The sequence below is a fragment of the Jeotgalibacillus malaysiensis genome, from assembly GCF_044789845.1.
Taxonomy (GTDB): domain Bacteria; phylum Bacillota; class Bacilli; order Bacillales; family Jeotgalibacillaceae; genus Jeotgalibacillus; species Jeotgalibacillus malaysiensis_A.
The window spans coordinates 2,908,956-2,927,666 of record NZ_CP085252.1; the positions used below are offsets into that span (position 1 = coordinate 2,908,956).

Sequence of the window (18,711 nt, forward strand, 5' to 3'; positions counted from 1 at the left end):
TTTAGTTAACGAATCCAACTTGTCGATCGAATACGACGTCGTAGTTTTCATCTGGCGTAACGATTCTTATTGTGTATAGGTCATTGTTTTGTTCAATGAGATCTACGCGGATGACTTTTAGCATTGAATATTTACGATTGATTGATTCTACGTAGTTTAAAGCTTCTTCTACTGACAGTGTGAAAATTTCACTATCTCTTTCTACATGTTCTCCTTCGTATTGATCAAGTTTCCATTTGCCATCTTCATTTACAATACTGATCGTATAATCGGTTACTAATTTTAGAGCATTTCCCAGATCCACATACTGAATCGTGATGCGGTCTTTTGTATTTTCAATCAGTTCATAATTAACCTTATAATCAACTGAAGCGCCATAGTTGATTCCGTCACATGCTCTACATTGATTAATAAAATTTTCTTTTACATCAGGCTCAATATTCATGGTGATGGTTTCACGCATTTCGTCCTGGAAGCTTTCATAAGGTAATGGATCCTCTAATGGTAATGGTCCAGTTTGATTTACATAATGATAAAAAACATCCTGCATTTCTTTAAATGTGCCTCTCACCTGTACAAATGCCAGGTCTTTATCCAGCTCGAAATTTTTGTAAAAGCGGTCGATAAATGCGGCGAGCTGATAGCGGGTTACGCTTTGATAGGATGAGAATGTGTCAGGCGTTGTGCCGGTTGTGAGCCCTGCATCCACAAGCGCTTTGACATACGGTGCTTCCCAATCATCAGCGTCCACATCATTAAATCCTGTATCAGTATCATTTTCATCAAAAGGAAGGTCGAACCCTTCTACAAGCATTTTTGCAATTTGCGCTCTGTTCAGTGACTGGACAGGATTAAAATTACCCTCTCGATCTCCGCTTACAACACCTTCTTTTTCTAAAAGCGTGATGTAATCATGCGCCCAATAAGTCTCATCGATATCAGGAAACGCACTAATATCCTGCGTTGCATGAATATTGCCCAAACCAATCGCCATCATTTTCGCCGCCTGCGCACGCGTCACATTCTGATATGGACGCATCTCGTACTTGAATGTATGATCAGCCTGTTCAATCTCATAACCACTCATAATCTCCTTATGAAACACATTCTTAATCGGTTCATAGGCAGCGCTGTCCTTACTCACATCCGTAAAAGGACTATACGGCTCTGTAGCCTCCACTCCGGCAGCAAGCCCTAAAGACATCGCCCCTGCACCAATCGTTGCGATCATACCTTTTGTTAATTTGTTAAGCATATGTAGATCCTCCTTGTAGTTTTTCCGAAGTGCGGGGTCAGACCCTGGCCTTCGGTAGTTTTTTTCGGCGATCGGGTTGGGTGTAGGGCGAAGGCGAGGGTCAGACCCTCGCCTTCGCTCCACTACAGCCATCGCTCTCAGTAATAAAATCGTCCGTCTTCAATGTCGAATCTGATTGTGTCCTGGTAGGCGCTATCTGTGTTCAGTTGCATGAGGTAGTCGCCGTCTTCATTTGTGCCAAGGTCTGTGATACTATAGACTTTTGTGCTAAAGCTGTAGTGAAGTCTGTAGGTTGCTTCGATATAGTTTAGTGCTTGTTCTTTTGTCAGGTTGAGTGAGAGTTCGCCGGGTTTGTAGAAATCTACTTTGTAGCGATCAAGCTTCCATTTATCATCTTCTTTTGCAAGGCTGATGATGTAATTGGCGTCACTTAACAGTCCCTCAACCAATTCATCGTATTGAACGGTGATGCGGTCTTCGCTATATTCAAGTACCTTTTTATTAAACATACCGTCAATTGTTGCGGTATAGCGTATTCCGTCACAGTCGCCGTTTTGTGCACATTCACTCATGAAATTTTGCTTTACGATTGGCAGATAATCCTCAGTCACAACTTCCTGTAATTCTTTTTCAAGATTGTCGAAGGAATATGTTGCGTCAGGTTGAATGGCTGCGTCCAATCCTCTCATGTATTCAGATCTGAATTCACCATATGCCTCTCGGACTTTTAGAAATACTTGATCCTCATTTACCTCAGCCTGATTTAACGATCGATCGATAAACGCTGCGAGCTGATAACGAGTCACATTCTCTTCCGGTTCAAATGTGGTTGGTGAAGTACCGGTTGTAATCTCAGAGTCCACCAGTGCATTTACATAGGCAGCAGCCCAGTGATCGGCCGAAACGTCCTCAAATTCTGTACCACCCGTATTTTCATCAAATGGCAAATTGAACGTGTTTACAATCATTTTTGCAGCCTGCGCACGTGTAAGTGTAGCCTGCGAATTAAATGTTCCATCCTCATAGCCGCCGGCAATCCCCCGGTCAGCCATGATCGTAATATAATCGTGTGCCCAATATGTATTAGTTACATCAATAAATGGACTATCATTCTGCGTAGCCATCTCACCTCCCAGTGAAGCTGTTAGCATTTTAGCAGTCTGCGCACGCGTCACATCGTTATAAGGCCTCATTTCAAATGTATAATCGTCCAAATCCTGATAGCCCGACATAATCCCCATATAAAATACATTTTCCATCGTTTCATAAATAGACGACGACTTCTTAACATCTGAAAAAAGATTCCCTGTCATACCCTGCTCTTCTCCAGCGACCGGCTGTAACATTCCCAAAGATAAAACTCCAACACCCGTAAGCGCTGTCACTTTCTTTACTGCATTTCGCACTTTAAAACCTCCTAGTATGTATATAGTGAAGGCGGGGGTCAGACCCCGGCCTTCGCGACCGAAGGACAGGGTCTGACCCCAGCCTTCTTTTATGTAATATAAATGTAACATTAAAGTCATAATAAAGAAATATTTTTACCTTCTTTTTGGTAATTTAATTCTAAACAATCACTCCTTCGTTAATTATTGGTAATAAAAACCTACTTTCTAAGAGCAATAAAGATCAGATCCCGCTTTCGATCAGCTGGAGCGAAGGCGAGGGTCTGACCCCACTCTTCGCTCCAGACCCCCGCCCTTCACTTTCAAACCACAAAAAAATCTGCAGCATATTCCGCTGCAGATTTCATTTAAATATATTCATTTAGCTTTTTCTCAAATCCTATTTCTTTCAATGCTGATTTCAGCGTTGCATATGAAGGCACATCGGAGAAATTCAGACCAAGCTGTACAATGGTTTGTGCCATTTCAGGTGAAATGCCGGAAATCTTAGGCTTAACGCCAATTAATTTTAATGAATCAATGACCTGGAACAGTTTATGTGCAACAAACGTGTCAACCATCGCCACACCGGATAGATCAATCACGAACTCACTGACATTCAGCTCGAGACATTTTGTCAGTGATTCTTCCATGATCAGTTTCGCGCGGTGGGTGTCAATTGTACCGACAAGTGGCAATACAGCTACGCCAGCGTCAATCGGGACAACCGGAACTGACATTTCCAGCATCTGTTCCTGCGAAGCTTGAAGTGATTTTGTCTGGAACTCTACAAATGGCAGACAGAAATAATACACTACATCATCCACAGTCCGGTCGAGTACAGTTATAATCTCATATAACTTCGAAATCGGGTAATCATATGTAATTGCCGTTTCTTTAATAATCTCACCGATTGCTGAGCGGTACTCCGGAACTTCCTTTAACATTGAATCCAGTGATATTCCCATTTCAGCACAGGCCTTACCCGTTTTTGTCCCCCATGCTTCGATTTTTTCCTCACGCTCTTCCTTGGTCATCGATAGCGCTTTTCCATACAATGTCACAAGTTCAATACGGAATTCAAGCAGGTCATCTGAAAAAGCTTCAAGTCTTTCATAGCGTCTGTTTTGGTTTTCAGTAATGTTTTTTGCAAGATCTATTCTTTGATCTAAAATCGCTTCAGTTAAGTTTTTTAAAGTTGGTTCGAGGCGTGTGTCAGCCATTGCGGACCCCTTTCTAACAGTAGAAATGTTTATGAATCATTCGTTTATAAGTTAGCTTAAAAATTATACCCTTATTTTTAACTAATAAACATTTTTATTAATATTTTTTTACTGTAACAGATTCAGTATAAAGTTTGTCGTTTTTTGTCTATATATAATATTTCTGTAACAAGCTGATTAAGAAACGATGATTTTATTGAATGGCTTTTTTTAAGGGCGTAAGATGTTGTCAAAGGGAGGCGATACCTGATGCAAAAAGAAATTCTTTTCGAGTCTGATGAACAGCATTTCTACATACAGTCGATGCAGCCCTCAAACGTACGAAATGTGACCCTCACCGGTGCGATATCCGGGTCGAGAAACGGATCAACAATCGACGATAAAAAATGTAAACCGCTTCAATAGGCTTTGGACATCTTAGAGATTTGCAGGAGGTGTGATTCGGTGAAACTTCATCACATAGCAACAGGACTTATTGCCATATTACTTATTTCTTATATCGGGCTGAAAGTATTTACTGACATGTTCCAGACATCTTTCAACGAATCATTTTTATTTGAAATGTTCATGATTTTCGGTATGATCGGCTTTGCGACTTTCCTTAGCTGGAAAGCGCAGGAGAAAGAGCATTATTAATAGAAGAATTCAGGCTGCAGTTCAAGTTGAACTGCAGCCTGTTTTTAAGTGGTATGAAGAGGGAGATCGTGCAGCTTTTTCGGTAATAGAACGATCGGGATCTCTTTGATCTCATCTCCGTAAATCCCCGTCATCTGCTCGTCCAGCTCACAGAACAGCTTTTCAAACCATTCCTGAACTTTTTCATCGGCAAATACCTGATCGACAAAAAATTCTATTGATGTCGCATTATTTTTTCGCTGGAACAGCTTAATATCAGAGATCGATTCATGCAGGCCAAGTGCTTTCAGACGCTTGGTGTAAAATTTCAGCACTACCCCGTCAATCTGATTCTCCTTCATTTTCTGTGGATCGCCTTCATATTTTACAACAGCAATATCCTTTTCAAATTCAGGATTGCCTTCTCTTTCGATTAAATAATCCGGCAGTGCAAATACCGCCTCTGTCACATCTTGATCTTTATAAAACTGGTGGTCATCAACCGTCCATTTATTGTCACGAAGCCTTTTACAGATTTCCATAAATAGGACTTTCCCCATTGGGTCGAGCAACATCCCAACCTCTCCCCTTTCTTTAAATGTTTCTTGTACTATGACCGCTTTTCCCATTTTCTAAACACTGTTTAGAAAAATGGGATTTTGAGCATGCTTTTTAAGGGATGTTTTCACTGAAAAGGCTGCCATTAAAAAATACATTCTTAATAAAGAACAAAAGTATTGTTTTTATCCGATAAAAGAACTATAATTATAATTAATCAAAGAGATGAAATTCATGTAGGAGGCGGAAATGAATGGGTCAGGAAACTTATCAGCTAAGTGTTCGTTATAAAGATTTTGAATATGCAGTAGCCGGGGATCGTGAATTTGTAGATGAGCATGACAAAGTTGTGCAGTCTTACCTTTCTAAGATGATGAAAGAGGATTTAAAGCCTGGTCCTGACAGACAAGGAAAAATCTCAAGTACTTTTGAAATTGAAAAAAACACACTGGCACCTAAGCCGCTTCCTGAAAGCGGGGCAGGTGAAAAGCCCGATATTCAAAAGTATCTTGAAAACCTACCTTTAAATGCAGAATGGCAATTCACTCTCGCAATGGCATATTATCTTTCCAACTTTAAACAGCAGCCCTCCTTCACAGCTAAAATGGTCCGCAAACAATTCCGTGAAGCCCGTCACACTGTGCCCAATAATATTCACCTCAGCGTTCATACATGTGTTAAAAAAGGATACCTGCAGGAGTCAGACCAGCAGGATCTGCAAAAAATTTATGAAGTCACTGACTCAGGTATTGCCTATATTGACACACTGCTCTCAAGTACATCAGGCGTTGAGCGTGAATCTGAAAACGAATCTGACTCACAGGATATCTCATCATTTAATCTTGAAAATAACCCTGACCCGCGCATGCTAGAACGGGTTGAAGATCAGGCACTCAGCATCCTCTATATTTATATGAAAGAATTCGACCGCATCCATATGTCAGCAAAAGAGGTTTATGAGGTGCTGAAGAAGCATTTTGCCACTGAATTCTCGTCAAAAGCTATCCAAATTGCACTCAGCCGCTCACGCCCACTCGTCGAAAAAATCAAACACGAAGGCCAGATGCACTACCAGCTGACTGACAAAGGCATCGATCATATGGAAACATTACTTGGGAATCAGGTTTAGAGAGAAGGCGGGGGTCGGACCCTCACCTTCGCTTCCTCGCAAACAATAAAAGAGCTCCCAAAAAGGGAAGCTCTTTTATTTTTCAGCAGTTACATTCATTTGTGAAGCCAGCCACTGCACCATTTGTTCTGCTGTCAGCTCTTCTTTTTCACCTTTCGTATGTGCTTCTTTTAAAATAGATGATAAATGATTGCTTGTTAATTGTTCCATTGCCATGCAAATCGCTCCAGTGTTTTTTCCTGTATATTACCTTTTATCACTCCAGACTAAACCGGACCAAATCACTCTTTTTTCACCTGGTGACATTGACTCATCCTGCAGTTCAGGGGGTCTGGAGTAATTAAATGCATAGCTCAGGGCACTGCTTAGTGATCGTTGGCAATAGGCTTCTTCGTGCGGGAAGGTGAAAATGAGTGTACGGGTTTTAGTGTTGCATGAGATATTTATGTTAAAGGACGATTTTCCGCGAAGTGTGATCGTGAAGTTGGTTAGATGTGGCGCAGATTGCTCCTCGTAAAACTCACATGATTCAATAAAAACTTTTCTTTCGGTGTAAAACAAGTGATGCAGCTGTCTGAAAAAGTTGTAATGCGGAAGCCGCTCGAAATCCTGGACAGTTTCATATTCATAGAAATCGTTTAAAATTTTGTTCAGGTTTTTCGGCAGCTTTTCAAATCGAAATGTGTAATTGTTCATAAAATCCTCCAGAATTCATGATAGCAGCTTCTACAAAGGCACTCCGACACTATGCGGGAGCTGAGATTTTATGAAATGACTGTTTCTCTCTATACTTGCTTTTCTGTATTTAAACAATGTTCTTCTAACCATTTTAAGAAGTCAATTTCCTCCGGCATCAATGCTCTGGACAGTTTTTCCTCAAATTCAATACTCGTCTCACGTACCCAATTTTGAAAAGAATCCATGCTCATATCCTCCATTTTTCAGAAAATTACTAATTTATTGTATTTTATAATTATTTATTATACAAAATAATTCACGATATGTTAACTATTAATTTTTTTTTTAAACCCTCTAAGACCGATATTGTAAAAGTATTCGGAAATGACGAAGGTTGATGCATTGTCTGTAGTGCATATTCTCAAATACTATCGTGAATAGATTGCGGAAATCAGCCATAAAGACGCTGAATACCGTCTGAATATCCGTCCCTCCCGCTATCAAATTACGAAAACGGCGTACGCCGGATTCCCATTGATATTTTGCGTAAAATGAAAGACATTTATTATATTGATCATGATGCTTTTATATCCATTAATTTATATGAAAAAACTGACCCCAGTATGATTAAAGAATCCCAAGCCGGGCTTTCTAAAAAAAGATGAAAGCAGAATATCAGGTAATGATTCAGTTTCTCAGAAATCATCCAGCTTTACTGGACGAATTTCGGTCAATATCCCACCTGCCCCCCTTCAAAACAAAGGACACAAGTAAAAGCAATTACTCAATTACTTAAAGTATTCAAAATAACTTTATTCTTAAGACCAGCAGATAAAAATAGTCTGCTGGTCTTATTTTGTTGTACGTAGTCCTAATTATTCTTACTATTACAACATTTAATTTCAAATTACTTCAAGCAGTGACAAGATCAGTGTTTTTCTTTACAATAGAGAAAGCAACGATTTTTGGGAGGTTTGAAGATGCGGTACGGGTTACGCGAGGGATTAAAAGACCCTGGAAGAATGATAGATTTTGTGTCGGACAGTGAGGCTGTTATACATATAAAACGTTATATTACCGCTGCTTTTATAGCAGGATTACTTATTTTCGGCTTCAGTGCTGTGATCGGTATGGGCACTCAGGAATGGGCCGGAAATTTTGTTTTGTTCTACGGACTTGAATATGACCTGCAGCGTTTTTACTTTTTATTAGGGCGACTCGGACTCGGGTTATTGTATGTGAGTATTGTCCTGTTTTTACCGGCTCTTTTTTACTGGCTGATTGCAAAAGAAGCAACATTTAAACAGTCACTGGCTCTTGCACTATTCCCGGTGATGATTTTGTTGCTTGAACAGCTGAGCTATATTGTCTTAATGGTATGGCAGGGCATTGACTGGTATTCTTCACCTTTTTCATGGGGTGTTGTCGGGCAGTACTTTATTGACCATGCATGGTTTGTCTATTTCTTAGGCGCCATTTCACTGTTTAAATTCTGGGTCATCTACTGGCAGCTTATGACGCTGCGCGGGCTCACGAAACTAAAATGGTGGGCGGCATTTTTAATTTTACTCGGATTGAATATACTGTATTGGTCTGCGACTGCAACACTTGAGTGGCTGCCATTATATCAGTATTTATTTTTATAAGGGAGGCTGGCAATAGTGAGTAAACGAAGCAAATGGCTGATCGGCGTTCTCGCGGTAATTTTTGTCGGCGTGAACCTTTTCTTAATTAAGCATGATTTTCTGCTTGTCGACAGAACGTCAATTGTCCACAACCAGAAACCTGCACAGAGCGAACTTGCCGAAACAGTGATGGTCAAAAATGGTGTCGTTCAAACGGCGCTTGAAGAAAGAGTCTATTTTTCCGAACAACTCGGCATGTTTACAAGATTTTTAGTTGAAGAAGGCGACATCGTCTCCCCTGGCACACCACTTTACGAGTACACAGTGTCAGATCTTGAGGAGCAGCGCCTTGTATTTGAATCAGAAATTGAGCAGATTGACAGCGAAATTTCAGCAGTCGAATCTTACATCACAGAGCTTGAGTCGATTGAGCGTCAGATTTCAGAAACGAGCTCATCTTCTTCTGCCAATGCACGTCCATCAAGCTCACTGGACGATGAAGAACTGCTGATCACCATTGAACTTGAAGTCGGAATTGATGTGTCAGATGCAACCGTGGCGCAGACCCGTTCTCTTATAAACCAGCAGATCGGTTCCCAGGAAGCTCAAGTCGAGCGCCTGGAAGCTGAGCGCGATAAATATGAAAGGCTCTCAGACGGGCTTGAAGACAGTCCGGTTGTGACAGTCGAAAGCGAATTTGAAGGTCAGATTGCTCGCCTGGCTGAAGATATCAGTCACCCGCTGATCACCATCTACACCAACACACTCGCTTCCCACTCAAAACTGACAGATGAGGAAGCCATGCTTGTAGATGAAGGCATGGGCGCACGCGTCACTTCACCGGCTGCAGGCTCAATTGGTGACGGTACAGTCGCATCGAATCCGCTTTTACCGGAGTACGAACCCGAGCTCGGTCAAAAGAGTGAATATCCACTGAATATTGATCTCTTAACAGCAACTGAAGACTGGTTTTTTGGTCAGCATGTTGTGAATGAGATCATTCTTGATTCAGCACCTGATGCTGTGACAATGCCTGTTATCGGCCTGGACCGTTCAAAGATTTACGTGTTAAATGAAATGGGCTTTGTTGAACCTCGTATTGTTGAATTGGGGATTTTGGATGGTGATCGTCAGCAAATTATCAGTGGGCTTGCAGCCGGCGAATGGGTAACCGTTGACACTGAACAGATTGAACGATCCGGCATGCCTTATATCACGCCAATGAAGATTGCCCGTCTGACGTTTGATAATCTTGGGTATACAGATAAGCGGACGAATTGGAAATATGTATTATTAGGCGTATTGCCTAATTAGTTTTTGGAAGCCTCGCTGGTGCGGGGCTTTTTTTGGGGTTAGCGGGTGCGCTGGGTGCGAGAATGGCGGGTGGGCACACACGCTATTGGATCACCTTTTATATTTTATCTATCACCTCGGGAATTGATTCCATCACCATTTTGTTTTTTCAGCCTTGATCGCTGCATTCGCTGATTTTTAGATCATCTTTTATATTTTATCTATCACCTCTCCTCTGATTTCAATCACCTTTTACTTTTTTCCACCACGCCCTATTCATGCCCTTTGGAAACAATCATTACTCTGCTTCTATTTTTCTTCACTATCCAACTTTCTCCGATAATATTTTGTTCCTTTAGTCAAACCGGTTTTGTGTAAATTTGCCTTTCTTGCGATTCTGTTCATTGTTTGCGTTGAAAGTTCTCCCATAAACTTTCGCAATTCTTTATTTCGAATCCCTTCCCCCATGAGCAAGAAAGCTTCTTCGAGTGCAGATTCTACGATTTGAAATCCGCTAAAAGAACAATTTTTACAGCTCCATTTCATACTGCTATGAACAATGTCAAACTGCTCACAGGAAGGACACGACATACCCACGAGCAAAGTCTTTATATTAAAATCAAAACGTTCGAACCAATCAACTTCAAGTTCTTCGTGGGAAGCAGCCATTTGCTCAGCCAGTGCTCTGATTTGTTTTGAGGAGTGTTTTTTCGAAGATAGTTTATCTAATTCACGGTAAACTGCAAACGGTATTGATGAAGACGGATGTACATTTCCCAGTAATTCCGGGGATTCTGCTTTAAGAATCGAACGCGGGTTGCTCATAATAATCAATGGGATGATAGGCATTTTTATATTAAATCTCCTCTTGATCCACCTATCGAGATTACCTTTTTGCAATGTAACCTGAGTGTGAAAACTTTTTTGAGCGGACGTTTGATCATTGATCGTTTTTAATACCTGGTCATATGATGATCTGATTTCAATGGTTCCTGCTAAATTTTTTACTTCGAGAATAAAGATTGCCTTGTTAAATATAAGCATTGTGTCAATTTGGAAATTAAAATCTCCATTGTTCAAACGGATGTTGTAGAGCACCAGTGGCGCAGGATCCAAATATGAAATATAATAATCCGAACTTTTTTCACCTTTATAGCCTGCCATTTGTTTATAGAGCTCTTCTTCAACGACCTGCTTTTTGGGGTGGAAATCAGGCATTCTACGAGCTATACATTGTAGTGTTTTTATATATTGAGGCATTTCACGTTTTTTGATGATCATGGTTTCAGCTCGTTTCTCTTTAGTTTGGTTTGTGTGGTACCGGGATGAGCAGGTTACTGTGGTGCGGGACGGGATTCCATCACCTTTTGTGATATATCTATCAGCTTTTTGATTAATTGGTCCACCTTTTTGTTTTTTCACAGACAGAGGCTTGATCTCGTGATTTTTACGTCAGCTCGGGCGATATATCTATCACCTCCACTCATATTTCCGTCACCTTTTCATTTTTTCGGAACCGCCGGCCCTCCGCATTGAATCCACTACACATCTACCTGCCCTTCATGCCCTTGGGAAACTAAATGATTTAAAGCTTGTGACCTAAGTGCATTCAGGGCTGGGGCTGGACTTAGGAACAGGGATTGGTTGAGTTTATTTTTGTTAAGAGCGATATGACGTTGGGTTATTGCACCACCTTTTGTGATATTACTATCACCTTCTTCATTAATTCGCTCAGCTTTTACTTTTTTCACCGACCGAGGCTTGGCAAGACGATTTTTACGTCAGCTCGGGTGATATATCTATCACCTCCACTCATATTTCCGTCACCTTTTCATTTTTTCGAACCGCCGGCCACCACCCCGGTCCATCGTTCGTCAACCCTCACCACAATCCCTTTCACCCTCCCCCTTCGTTTTTCCGCAAAAGTACGGTATAATTAAAGATACGTTTTTTTTCGAAAAGGTGGAGATGGTGAATGCAAACGCAAATGCTGGCAGATGGGATGGAGCGGCTTGAGCAGCGGATGTTCAGGCAATTTTCGCCTGCTGATCAGGCTGATGAACGTCTTGTGCAGAAGGGATTGTTTTTATATAGACAGGGCACGGTGTATGAGATGGGGTTTGATGCGAATAATCAGATGCTGAAGGCGAAGGTGCGCGATGTGCATGGCGTGAGCGTGCGTATTTCACTGAATCCGGATAAGGGTAGCAGCTGCAGCTGTCCTGAAGAGCCGTGGTGCCGCCACCGGATGGCTGTGTTTTTTAAGTTTTATCAGCAGAATGCGAGTGTGAGTCAGTGGATTCAGACGTGGCGGAATCAAAAGCAGGATGCCGCGGTCCGGTCGCAGAAGTCGCCTGAAGTATGGCTCAGGCTGGCTGAGACAACAGCTGCTTTGATGCCGCTTGAGAAGATTCAGGAAGATTCTTATTTAATGGAGCATTACATTCTCGCGGGCTATCGTAAATTTCAGGAGCATGCCCCGGTTGAGAAAGAATGGGCTCCTTTATATATGCTGTATGTTTCGTTTTACTATTACAATTACCTGGCTGAAAAGGTGGATCAGGAGTCAGCTGATATTACGCGCGGCTTGGAGAAGATCATGGAAGCGATGCAAAAGGGTGTGTATGATCTGACTGTATATGCACATCCATTTTCGTTTGATCCGTTTTTTAAGGAGCTGAAGGCTGATACGGCAAAGCTTCTTGAGAGAAAAGATCCGCTCAGCTTTTCAATATACGGAATGATGTGGTTTCAGCTGTTTACGAAGCGCAGCGACCGGGAGCTTGAGGCAGAACGTTTAGCTGAAGCCGCCCAGTCGGATGAAACGCAGCTGGCGCAGACGATATTTGCGCTGCTCAGACATGATGATGATTTTGAAGAGCAGTTTGCTGCATCTTCAGAGCTTGCGGTTCCTCATGCGGTGCAGTGGCTTGAGTGGCTGCTGCGTGAGGATGAGATTGACCGCTCAGTCAGGGTATTAAAGGCGATGCAGAAAAAGCTGGACCTTTATTTGGCACGCATGGAGAATCATTCGGACAGAAGGTCGTTTGCGCTGTGGCTCATTCATAAAATTGAGGGTGAGCAGCTAAGACTGCATGTGCCCGATGTGACGATTAAATTGTATGAGAAGCTGCTTCCTTACAGCGCGCGTCATTTGGGTGCTGTCATGCTTGATGCGGGGAAGTATAAGGAATGGGTGGAGCTGGTCCACTGGATTGACTTTACCCCTGAGGAGCTTGAAGCTGCCGGTCTGAAAAAGCTGATGGAGCGCAAGCCTGAGTTTGCTGCACCACTTTTGCATCAGTGGGTGGAGAGTCTGATTCAGAAAAAGCAGCGTGAGACATACAAAAAAGCTGTGCGCTATTTGAAAAAGTTGAAGAAAATTTACCAGGGGTTAAATGAAGAGCCGCGTTTTGACTTATATTTAGAGCAGCTGATCAACCGTTACAGACGGCTGCGTGCGTTTAGAGAAGAGTGTGAGAGGGGGAAATTGATTCATGGAAAAGATTGATGTACTGCCGCTTTCTGACGGCTATTTTTCGATCAGGGTCATCAATAAAGATGGTGAAATGATTGACCCTGCGCGCTGGCAGTACACCCTGCTTTTATGGCATAAGGAGTCGTTTCATGGCACTTCCCTTCCTGACTTTAGCGGATTGCCGGCTGACAGTATTGCGCTTGACAGCTGGGCGGTGCTGACATTGTTTGCGCAGCCTGAGTTTCATGGCCGTGTGAGCTTTGAATTGTCTGAGCAGGCTGATTTTATGTATGATGCCGCTCCCCTTTTATATGAATGGATCACGGAAGGCAAGTGGCTTGCTGAGTGGAATCACCAGGCTGAGGGTGAGACATTTGAGATGAAGCTTGGGGATGAATTCTGGAGTGAGTGGGCGGATATGTCCTACAGCGGCGAGACGGCGGATGCGGACCAGAAGAAGTTTATGAATGACTGGTATGAGCATGCGATTACGGCGTTTTTCGATCATCACCCGAGGAGTTCGAACCTTGCAGAGCGCCTTTTTAATAAAGGGCACGTGCTGACAGCTGAGGATCTGGCTGCTTATTTTGATGAAAAGAAGTGGCAGATGTGGGTTGATCAGAAGGATCTGGAGCTTCCTTACCGTTTTGGTCTGCGCCTTGAAGAGCCTGAGTCTGAGGAGCAGCCATGGCGGATGCAGCCGTTTCTGCGTGACAGCAGGCGTGCTGACTGGACGTATGACCTGGATTTATCAAAGCCGCTATCCACTTCCCTTCCTAAAAGGTGGCTGGATGAAGAGGCTGCTGTTTCCCAGGAGCTTGATCGCTGGGTGAAGCTGATTCCCTATTTAAAAGAAGACGATGAATGGCAGCTTGAAATGGCTGAGGAGCGCGCCTGGCTCTTTTTAACGGAGGGCAGTGAAAAGCTTCTGGCACTTGATGTTGAGATCCTGCTTCCTGCATGGTGGCGTTCGATTCAGAAGTCTAATGTAGCGCTGAAGGCCTCTGTCAAAGGGGATCATAACTATCGCCCATCGTTTGTCGGGCTTGATTCCCTGGTTGATTATGATTGGAAAATTTCAGTGAATGGTCAGGATCTTTCAGATGATGAATTTCAGTCGCTTGTAGAGGAAAAGCGCCGCTTTATTCAGCTGAACGGCGAATGGGTGGCGCTTGATCCTGCCATGATCGCACGTATTCAGCAGGCAATGCAGGCTGCGAAAAAGAATGGCATCAGCATGCAGGACCTGCTTGAGGACCATTTAAATGAAGAAGAGGATGACAGCGCGGATGATCTTCGGATTCAGTTTGAGCTGAACCGCTCGATGAAGTCGATGATGGAAAAGCTCAATGACACAGGAAAAATCCCGCTCCTCCCTCCTCCTGATACGCTTCAGGGTGAACTGAGGCCGTATCAGCAGCAGGGATACAGCTGGATGAGCTTTCTGCGTGTCAACCGTTTTGGCGCATGTCTGGCAGATGATATGGGACTGGGAAAAACAATTCAGCTGATCAGTTATATGCAGCATGTTAAACAGACTGAAGCACCTGAGCAGCCATTCCTGATCATTAGTCCAACCTCTGTGCTAGGGAACTGGCAGCGTGAAATTGAACGCTTCGCACCGGAGCTTGAAGTGCAGCTTCATTACGGGCCGGTACGTGCGAAGGGTGAGGATTTCCACGCATCGATCGCAAAAGCAGATGTCGTGCTCACCTCTTACGGCCTCTGCCACGCTGATCAGGAGGAATTATCGGCTGTGCAGTGGGCGGCAGTTGCGCTGGATGAGGCACAGAATATTAAAAACCCCTTTACTAAACAGTCGAGGGCAATCCGCAGTCTGAATGGGCAGCATCACCTTGCACTGACGGGTACGCCGATGGAAAACAGACTGTCTGAGCTATGGGCAATTTTCGATTTTATCAATCACGGCTACCTTGGTTCACTTGGGTCATTTAGAAAAGACTTTATTGCACCAATTGAGCGTGATGGGTCTGAAGAGCTTACGCTGAAGCTACAGAAGCGGATTCGCCCATTCCTTCTGCGCAGGACAAAGGTGGACCCGGCAGTCGGACTGAACCTCCCTTCTAAAATTGAACAGAAGGAATTCTGTCCGTTAACGTCTGAACAGGCATCTCTTTATGAACAGCTCGTTCAGGATACACTTGAAAAGATCCCTCAGCTCTCCGGCATTGAGCGAAAAGGGATGGTCCTTCAAATGCTGAACAAGCTGAAGCAGCTATGTGACCACCCTGCCCTTTATCTGCAGGAGGAATCGCCTGCTGACATTGTGGCACGCTCTGAAAAGATGGATAAGCTGATGGATCTTGTGGAGCAGATATTAGAAGCCCGTGAAGGCACAATTATTTTTACACAATATATTTCAATGGGCCGCATGATTCAGGATGTACTGCAGAAGAAATACGGCTTCAAGGTGCCTTTCCTGAATGGTTCAACACCAAAGGCAACGCGCGATCATCTGGTGGAGCAATTCCAGGCTGGCGAGTTCCCTGTATTCATTTTAAGTCTGAAAGCAGGCGGGACAGGTCTGACGCTGACCGCAGCAAATCACGTGATTCACTATGACCGCTGGTGGAACCCTGCCGTCGAAAACCAGGCGACTGACCGCGCTTACCGGATCGGTCAGACAAGATTTGTGCATGTTCATAAGTTTATTTCTTCAGGAACGATTGAGGAGAAAATTGATAAAATGCTTGAGAAAAAGCAGTCTTTGAACGAGGATATTATTCGTGGAGACCAGTGGATTACTGAGCTTTCAAATGAAGAGCTTGAGGATCTGCTCGTTTTAAATGCGTGAAGAAAACCGTCTGACGTGGTCAGGCGGTTTTTTATGCTTTTATGTAAGCATATGAAATCGGGGAAGGCCTCGAGGATGTGTGCAGAAGCTTTTGAATCCTGCAGTCCCGGCAATGGGGAAGGTTTGACGGGGTACTGCAGAATTCAGCTGCTTATTGGAGCGGAGCCTTGGCTTGATTAACTGGTTACTTGATGGTTTCTAAATGGATATCCGGGTGCGGTGCGGCGTTTTGCGGAATGGGTTGTTCGAATGGGCCGGGGTCATCTGATCTCCTTTTGCGGTCCATAAATCTGACAGTGTCTACATACACTTCTGTCGTATATTGCCTGATGCCGTCTTCTCTTTCATAAGACCGTGACTGAATGCTGCCGACGATGCCTACGAGTGAGCCTTTTTCACAATAGGCTGAAGTGTTTTGTGCATTACGATTCCAGATCGTGCATCTGATGAAATCCGCTTCAAACTCTCCTGACTGATTTTTAAAAGGCCGGTTGACTGCAAGTGTAATATTCAGAACCTGTCTGTTACCTGCGATTTCTTTCAGCTCAGGATCCTTCGTCAGCCTGCCTACCAATGTGACCTGGTTGATCATGTTTATCCTCCTTTCTTATGGGATGAGTCCATCATATCCGGTGTTTAAATTGTTGTAAAACATGGAAATATTCATTTTGCTGTCGTTTTAAGAGGTGAAAAGTTCATTTTCTTCTAAGGGGAAATGTCACTTTTAGATGACATTATTCCCCGGGAAATGAACTAATGCATTATTTTTAGATTTTTTTGTAAAATTATATGATGTGCTATAATGAGCGTAAAAGCAGCAGGAGGATGGATTGTATGAAGACATTTAAACTGATGAGAATTCAGATCGTTGAAGATGAGGCCATCCGTCATTTCAAACTTCACGATGGTTTAATTATTAATAAAGAAGATGAGCATCAGACATGGATTTTAGAAGCTTTTTTAGATGGGACTGAAACAGAGTATTTCCAGCGTCTTCAGCAGAGCGATCAGGATATCGAAGTGCTTGCGGTCATTTCAAATGAAAAAAATGATCCTGCCGGGCTTTTTGCAACGGTGCATGAAGTGAAGCCGATTGGAGATAAGGTCAGTGTCCTGTTTACAGCGCATATGAGAAACCAGCGTAATGAATATGCTGAGGACCTGCTTGCTTATATATTGAATCAGAAGGATATTTCAGGTGACGAGCTGCTGGCTGAGTTTAGACATCAGATGCTGGAGAAGCCGCGGATTAAGAAGTAGTAGTGGCGACGGTGGCGGGAATTTCGGGTCGGACTGGCAATATTTGCGGTCACATTCGGACTTTTCCGGGTCACATTCAGGGAATTTAAAGTCACGTTTTGTCTGTTGGCTGATTTTCGAGTCAGGTTCTCATTTTTTCGGATCACATTGTTGAAATTCCAGGCCATATTCAGCAGATTTACAGTCACATTGATAACCTCACAGAAGCTAAATAAAAGGCCTGTTCAGAAACTCAGCATAACTGAATTCCGGACAGGCCTTATGTATATTAAGAAAGCTTTCTTTCAAGCGTTTGAATCACGTATTTTGCTTCGGCTTTACATGAGAAGTCCAGTTCGCTTCCAGTGCTCAGCTGAAGTTGCTCAATGCGTTCGATTTGAGCCGGTGTTGGTTCTTCTTCCAGCACCTTTTCAATTGTTTCATTAATTTTATTTGCAAGTTGTTCATGAAATTCAGGGTTTTCTTTTACTTTAGGCTCAAGGTTTTCGTACCATGATGCCTGAGTTGTAATATATTTGCTCCAAGAGTTCATGAATTCGATCATATTGAACTGATCTTCATTCCATTCAATTTGACCCATATACTGCTCGAATGCAGTGTTGATGGAGCGGGTAATACTAATTTTAGTCCCAGTTGGCAATTGTTGAAGCATATAAGAAACGAACCTCCTAGCTCTTTACTATCCGATAATTTCCCAATGACTGATGCGCTCAACTTTGAAGTGAAAAGTCTCTCTGTGCATTTTACCCTATTAAAGTTAAAAGTACAATCATCTATACATCCCATAGGTATGACGTATGTCTTTTATCATGATTACGGGGGCTAGGGGTGGAAATAGTCTTGTTTTGGGCGGCACAGGGGGACGGAGTTCAGTGATCCATTTTTAGAATGATTATAAAAGTGAATCAGTCAACTCCGTCCCCGCTGTGCCGCTACTGAAATTATTAAAAAACCGCCGGATTGCTCCGGCAGTCATCATCACTCGTCTCGCTTATCGCGATCTTCACGGTCAATTTCATCTTCAATGATATCTTCACGGTTATTGTTGTCATCGTTCATCATACCATTGTTGTTGCCATTGTTCCGGTCGCCATCCATACCCCAGTCGTCGTCAACGCGGTTGTTATTATTATCATGTGCGTTGTTGTCACGATTGTCGTTCATAGGGTTTTCAAGCGCGCCGTTGTTGTTGCCGTCATCTACGTTACAGCCGACCATAAGTGCTGCTGCAAGCAGTGAACCGGCAGCCAGTTTGATGTATTTGTTCATATATTTCCTCTCCTTTTTTTGGGGTGACCAATCACGGTCTGTCGATAGTTTCCCCGGAGAGATGTGAAATATGTATGGGTACAAAAAATGAAACTGAGCGTGGCTCAATCTCATTTTTTAAAATCTTC

19 protein-coding genes are annotated in these 18,711 nt (G+C 43.0%); 8 read left to right on the plus strand and 11 right to left on the minus strand.

The annotated features are described in order from the left end of the window. Position 1: 1 nt before the first annotated feature. The 3 genes from LG330_RS15190 to LG330_RS15200 all read right to left on the minus strand — a co-directional run bounded on the left by LG330_RS15190 (position 2) and on the right by LG330_RS15200 (position 3,863). Positions 2-1,255 carry an S-layer homology domain-containing protein gene (locus tag LG330_RS15190; RefSeq protein ID WP_404405277.1) on the minus strand — a complete coding sequence of 418 codons (1,254 nt, stop codon included), beginning with the start codon at positions 1,253-1,255 and terminating at the stop codon, positions 2-4. Positions 1,256-1,392: 137 nt separating this feature from the next. Next, positions 1,393-2,661, minus strand: a complete 1,269-nt coding sequence (locus LG330_RS15195) for an S-layer homology domain-containing protein (protein WP_404405279.1) — start codon at positions 2,659-2,661, stop codon at positions 1,393-1,395. Between the two features lie 347 nt (positions 2,662-3,008). Then, positions 3,009-3,863, minus strand: a complete 855-nt coding sequence (locus tag LG330_RS15200) for an STAS domain-containing protein (RefSeq protein WP_404405281.1) — start codon at positions 3,861-3,863, stop codon at positions 3,009-3,011. Between the two features lie 249 nt (positions 3,864-4,112). On the opposite strand from LG330_RS15200, the gene LG330_RS15205 reads away from it, so the two are divergent. Both LG330_RS15205 and LG330_RS15210 read left to right on the plus strand, forming a co-directional pair. Further along, complete coding sequence (locus tag LG330_RS15205) at positions 4,113-4,268, plus strand: hypothetical protein (protein ID WP_404405283.1); 156 nt, start codon at positions 4,113-4,115, stop codon at positions 4,266-4,268. A 39-nt stretch (positions 4,269-4,307) separates the two neighbouring features. Then, positions 4,308-4,499 (plus strand): hypothetical protein, encoded by a 192-nt coding sequence (locus LG330_RS15210; protein ID WP_404405285.1) that lies wholly within the window; start codon positions 4,308-4,310, stop codon positions 4,497-4,499. Between the two features lie 44 nt (positions 4,500-4,543). Here the strand turns inward: LG330_RS15210 and LG330_RS15215 are convergent, their stop codons facing one another. After that, the gene (locus tag LG330_RS15215) at positions 4,544-5,053 is read right to left on the minus strand and encodes a hypothetical protein (protein ID WP_404405287.1); all 510 of its coding nucleotides are present in this window, start codon (positions 5,051-5,053) and stop codon (positions 4,544-4,546) included. A gap of 236 nt (positions 5,054-5,289) precedes the next feature. Here LG330_RS15215 and LG330_RS15220 point away from each other — a divergent pair, with 236 nt between their 5' ends. Beyond that, entirely contained in the window at positions 5,290-6,165 is an 876-nt protein-coding gene (locus LG330_RS15220; protein WP_404405289.1) for a hypothetical protein, read from the plus strand. Between the two features lie 75 nt (positions 6,166-6,240). On the opposite strand, the gene LG330_RS15225 is transcribed toward LG330_RS15220, so the two are convergent. The 3 genes from LG330_RS15225 to LG330_RS15235 all read right to left on the minus strand — a co-directional run bounded on the left by LG330_RS15225 (position 6,241) and on the right by LG330_RS15235 (position 7,088). Further along, positions 6,241-6,381 carry a hypothetical protein gene (locus LG330_RS15225; RefSeq protein WP_404405291.1) on the minus strand — a complete coding sequence of 47 codons (141 nt, stop codon included), beginning with the start codon at positions 6,379-6,381 and terminating at the stop codon, positions 6,241-6,243. 30 nt (positions 6,382-6,411) lie between these two features. After that, on the minus strand, positions 6,412-6,861 hold the full coding sequence (locus LG330_RS15230; RefSeq protein ID WP_404405293.1) for a hypothetical protein: 450 nt from the start codon (positions 6,859-6,861) through the stop codon (positions 6,412-6,414). 89 nt (positions 6,862-6,950) lie between these two features. Then, a complete protein-coding gene (locus LG330_RS15235) occupies positions 6,951-7,088 on the minus strand; it encodes a hypothetical protein (RefSeq protein WP_404405295.1) in 138 nt (45 codons plus the stop codon). A 735-nt stretch (positions 7,089-7,823) separates the two neighbouring features. On the opposite strand from LG330_RS15235, the gene LG330_RS15240 reads away from it, so the two are divergent. Both LG330_RS15240 and LG330_RS15245 read left to right on the plus strand, forming a co-directional pair. After that, on the plus strand, positions 7,824-8,489 hold the full coding sequence (locus tag LG330_RS15240) for a hypothetical protein (protein WP_404405297.1): 666 nt from the start codon (positions 7,824-7,826) through the stop codon (positions 8,487-8,489). A gap of 15 nt (positions 8,490-8,504) precedes the next feature. Beyond that, positions 8,505-9,782 (plus strand): hypothetical protein, encoded by a 1,278-nt coding sequence (locus LG330_RS15245; protein WP_404405299.1) that lies wholly within the window; start codon positions 8,505-8,507, stop codon positions 9,780-9,782. Positions 9,783-10,070: 288 nt separating this feature from the next. Here the strand turns inward: LG330_RS15245 and LG330_RS15250 are convergent, their stop codons facing one another. Next, complete coding sequence (locus tag LG330_RS15250) at positions 10,071-11,183, minus strand: nuclease-related domain-containing protein (RefSeq protein WP_404405301.1); 1,113 nt, start codon at positions 11,181-11,183, stop codon at positions 10,071-10,073. A 553-nt stretch (positions 11,184-11,736) separates the two neighbouring features. On the opposite strand from LG330_RS15250, the gene LG330_RS15255 reads away from it, so the two are divergent. Further along, on the plus strand, positions 11,737-13,272 hold the full coding sequence (locus tag LG330_RS15255) for an SWIM zinc finger family protein (RefSeq protein ID WP_404405303.1): 1,536 nt from the start codon (positions 11,737-11,739) through the stop codon (positions 13,270-13,272). Further along, positions 13,259-16,054 carry a DEAD/DEAH box helicase gene (locus LG330_RS15260; RefSeq protein WP_404405305.1) on the plus strand — a complete coding sequence of 932 codons (2,796 nt, stop codon included), beginning with the start codon at positions 13,259-13,261 and terminating at the stop codon, positions 16,052-16,054. Before LG330_RS15255 ends, LG330_RS15260 begins: the two co-directional genes overlap by 14 nt. A gap of 184 nt (positions 16,055-16,238) precedes the next feature. Here LG330_RS15260 and LG330_RS15265 read toward each other — a convergent pair whose 3' ends face one another. Next, on the minus strand, positions 16,239-16,646 hold the full coding sequence (locus tag LG330_RS15265) for a single-stranded DNA-binding protein (RefSeq protein ID WP_404405307.1): 408 nt from the start codon (positions 16,644-16,646) through the stop codon (positions 16,239-16,241). Between the two features lie 242 nt (positions 16,647-16,888). On the opposite strand from LG330_RS15265, the gene LG330_RS15270 reads away from it, so the two are divergent. Further along, positions 16,889-17,314 (plus strand): YwpF family protein, encoded by a 426-nt coding sequence (locus LG330_RS15270; protein WP_404405309.1) that lies wholly within the window; start codon positions 16,889-16,891, stop codon positions 17,312-17,314. Between the two features lie 268 nt (positions 17,315-17,582). Here LG330_RS15270 and LG330_RS15275 read toward each other — a convergent pair whose 3' ends face one another. Both LG330_RS15275 and LG330_RS15280 read right to left on the minus strand, forming a co-directional pair. Then, entirely contained in the window at positions 17,583-17,966 is a 384-nt protein-coding gene (locus LG330_RS15275; protein WP_404405311.1) for a hypothetical protein, read from the minus strand. A gap of 326 nt (positions 17,967-18,292) precedes the next feature. Further along, positions 18,293-18,583, minus strand: a complete 291-nt coding sequence (locus LG330_RS15280; protein WP_404405313.1) for a hypothetical protein — start codon at positions 18,581-18,583, stop codon at positions 18,293-18,295. Between the last annotated feature and the right edge of the window lie 128 nt (positions 18,584-18,711).

Excerpts from the sequence above, each read along its gene's own strand:
- LG330_RS15190 (WP_404405277.1), bottom strand. The coding sequence starts at position 1,255 with ATGCTTAACAAATTAACAAAAGGTATGATCGCAACGATTGGTGCAGGG.
- LG330_RS15200 (WP_404405281.1), bottom strand. The coding sequence starts at position 3,863 with ATGGCTGACACACGCCTCGAACCAACTTTAAAAAACTTAACTGAAGCG.
- LG330_RS15205 (WP_404405283.1), top strand. The coding sequence starts at position 4,113 with ATGCAAAAAGAAATTCTTTTCGAGTCTGATGAACAGCATTTCTACATA.
- LG330_RS15215 (WP_404405287.1), bottom strand. The coding sequence starts at position 5,053 with ATGTTGCTCGACCCAATGGGGAAAGTCCTATTTATGGAAATCTGTAAA.
- LG330_RS15220 (WP_404405289.1), top strand. The coding sequence starts at position 5,290 with ATGGGTCAGGAAACTTATCAGCTAAGTGTTCGTTATAAAGATTTTGAA.
- LG330_RS15225 (WP_404405291.1), bottom strand. The coding sequence starts at position 6,381 with ATGGCAATGGAACAATTAACAAGCAATCATTTATCATCTATTTTAAAA.
- LG330_RS15230 (WP_404405293.1), bottom strand. The coding sequence starts at position 6,861 with ATGAACAATTACACATTTCGATTTGAAAAGCTGCCGAAAAACCTGAAC.
- LG330_RS15235 (WP_404405295.1), bottom strand. The coding sequence starts at position 7,088 with ATGGATTCTTTTCAAAATTGGGTACGTGAGACGAGTATTGAATTTGAG.
- LG330_RS15240 (WP_404405297.1), top strand. The coding sequence starts at position 7,824 with ATGCGGTACGGGTTACGCGAGGGATTAAAAGACCCTGGAAGAATGATA.
- LG330_RS15255 (WP_404405303.1), top strand. The coding sequence starts at position 11,737 with ATGCAAACGCAAATGCTGGCAGATGGGATGGAGCGGCTTGAGCAGCGG.
- LG330_RS15260 (WP_404405305.1), top strand. The coding sequence starts at position 13,259 with ATGGAAAAGATTGATGTACTGCCGCTTTCTGACGGCTATTTTTCGATC.
- LG330_RS15265 (WP_404405307.1), bottom strand. The coding sequence starts at position 16,646 with ATGATCAACCAGGTCACATTGGTAGGCAGGCTGACGAAGGATCCTGAG.
- LG330_RS15270 (WP_404405309.1), top strand. The coding sequence starts at position 16,889 with ATGAAGACATTTAAACTGATGAGAATTCAGATCGTTGAAGATGAGGCC.
- LG330_RS15275 (WP_404405311.1), bottom strand. The coding sequence starts at position 17,966 with ATGCTTCAACAATTGCCAACTGGGACTAAAATTAGTATTACCCGCTCC.
- LG330_RS15280 (WP_404405313.1), bottom strand. The coding sequence starts at position 18,583 with ATGAACAAATACATCAAACTGGCTGCCGGTTCACTGCTTGCAGCAGCA.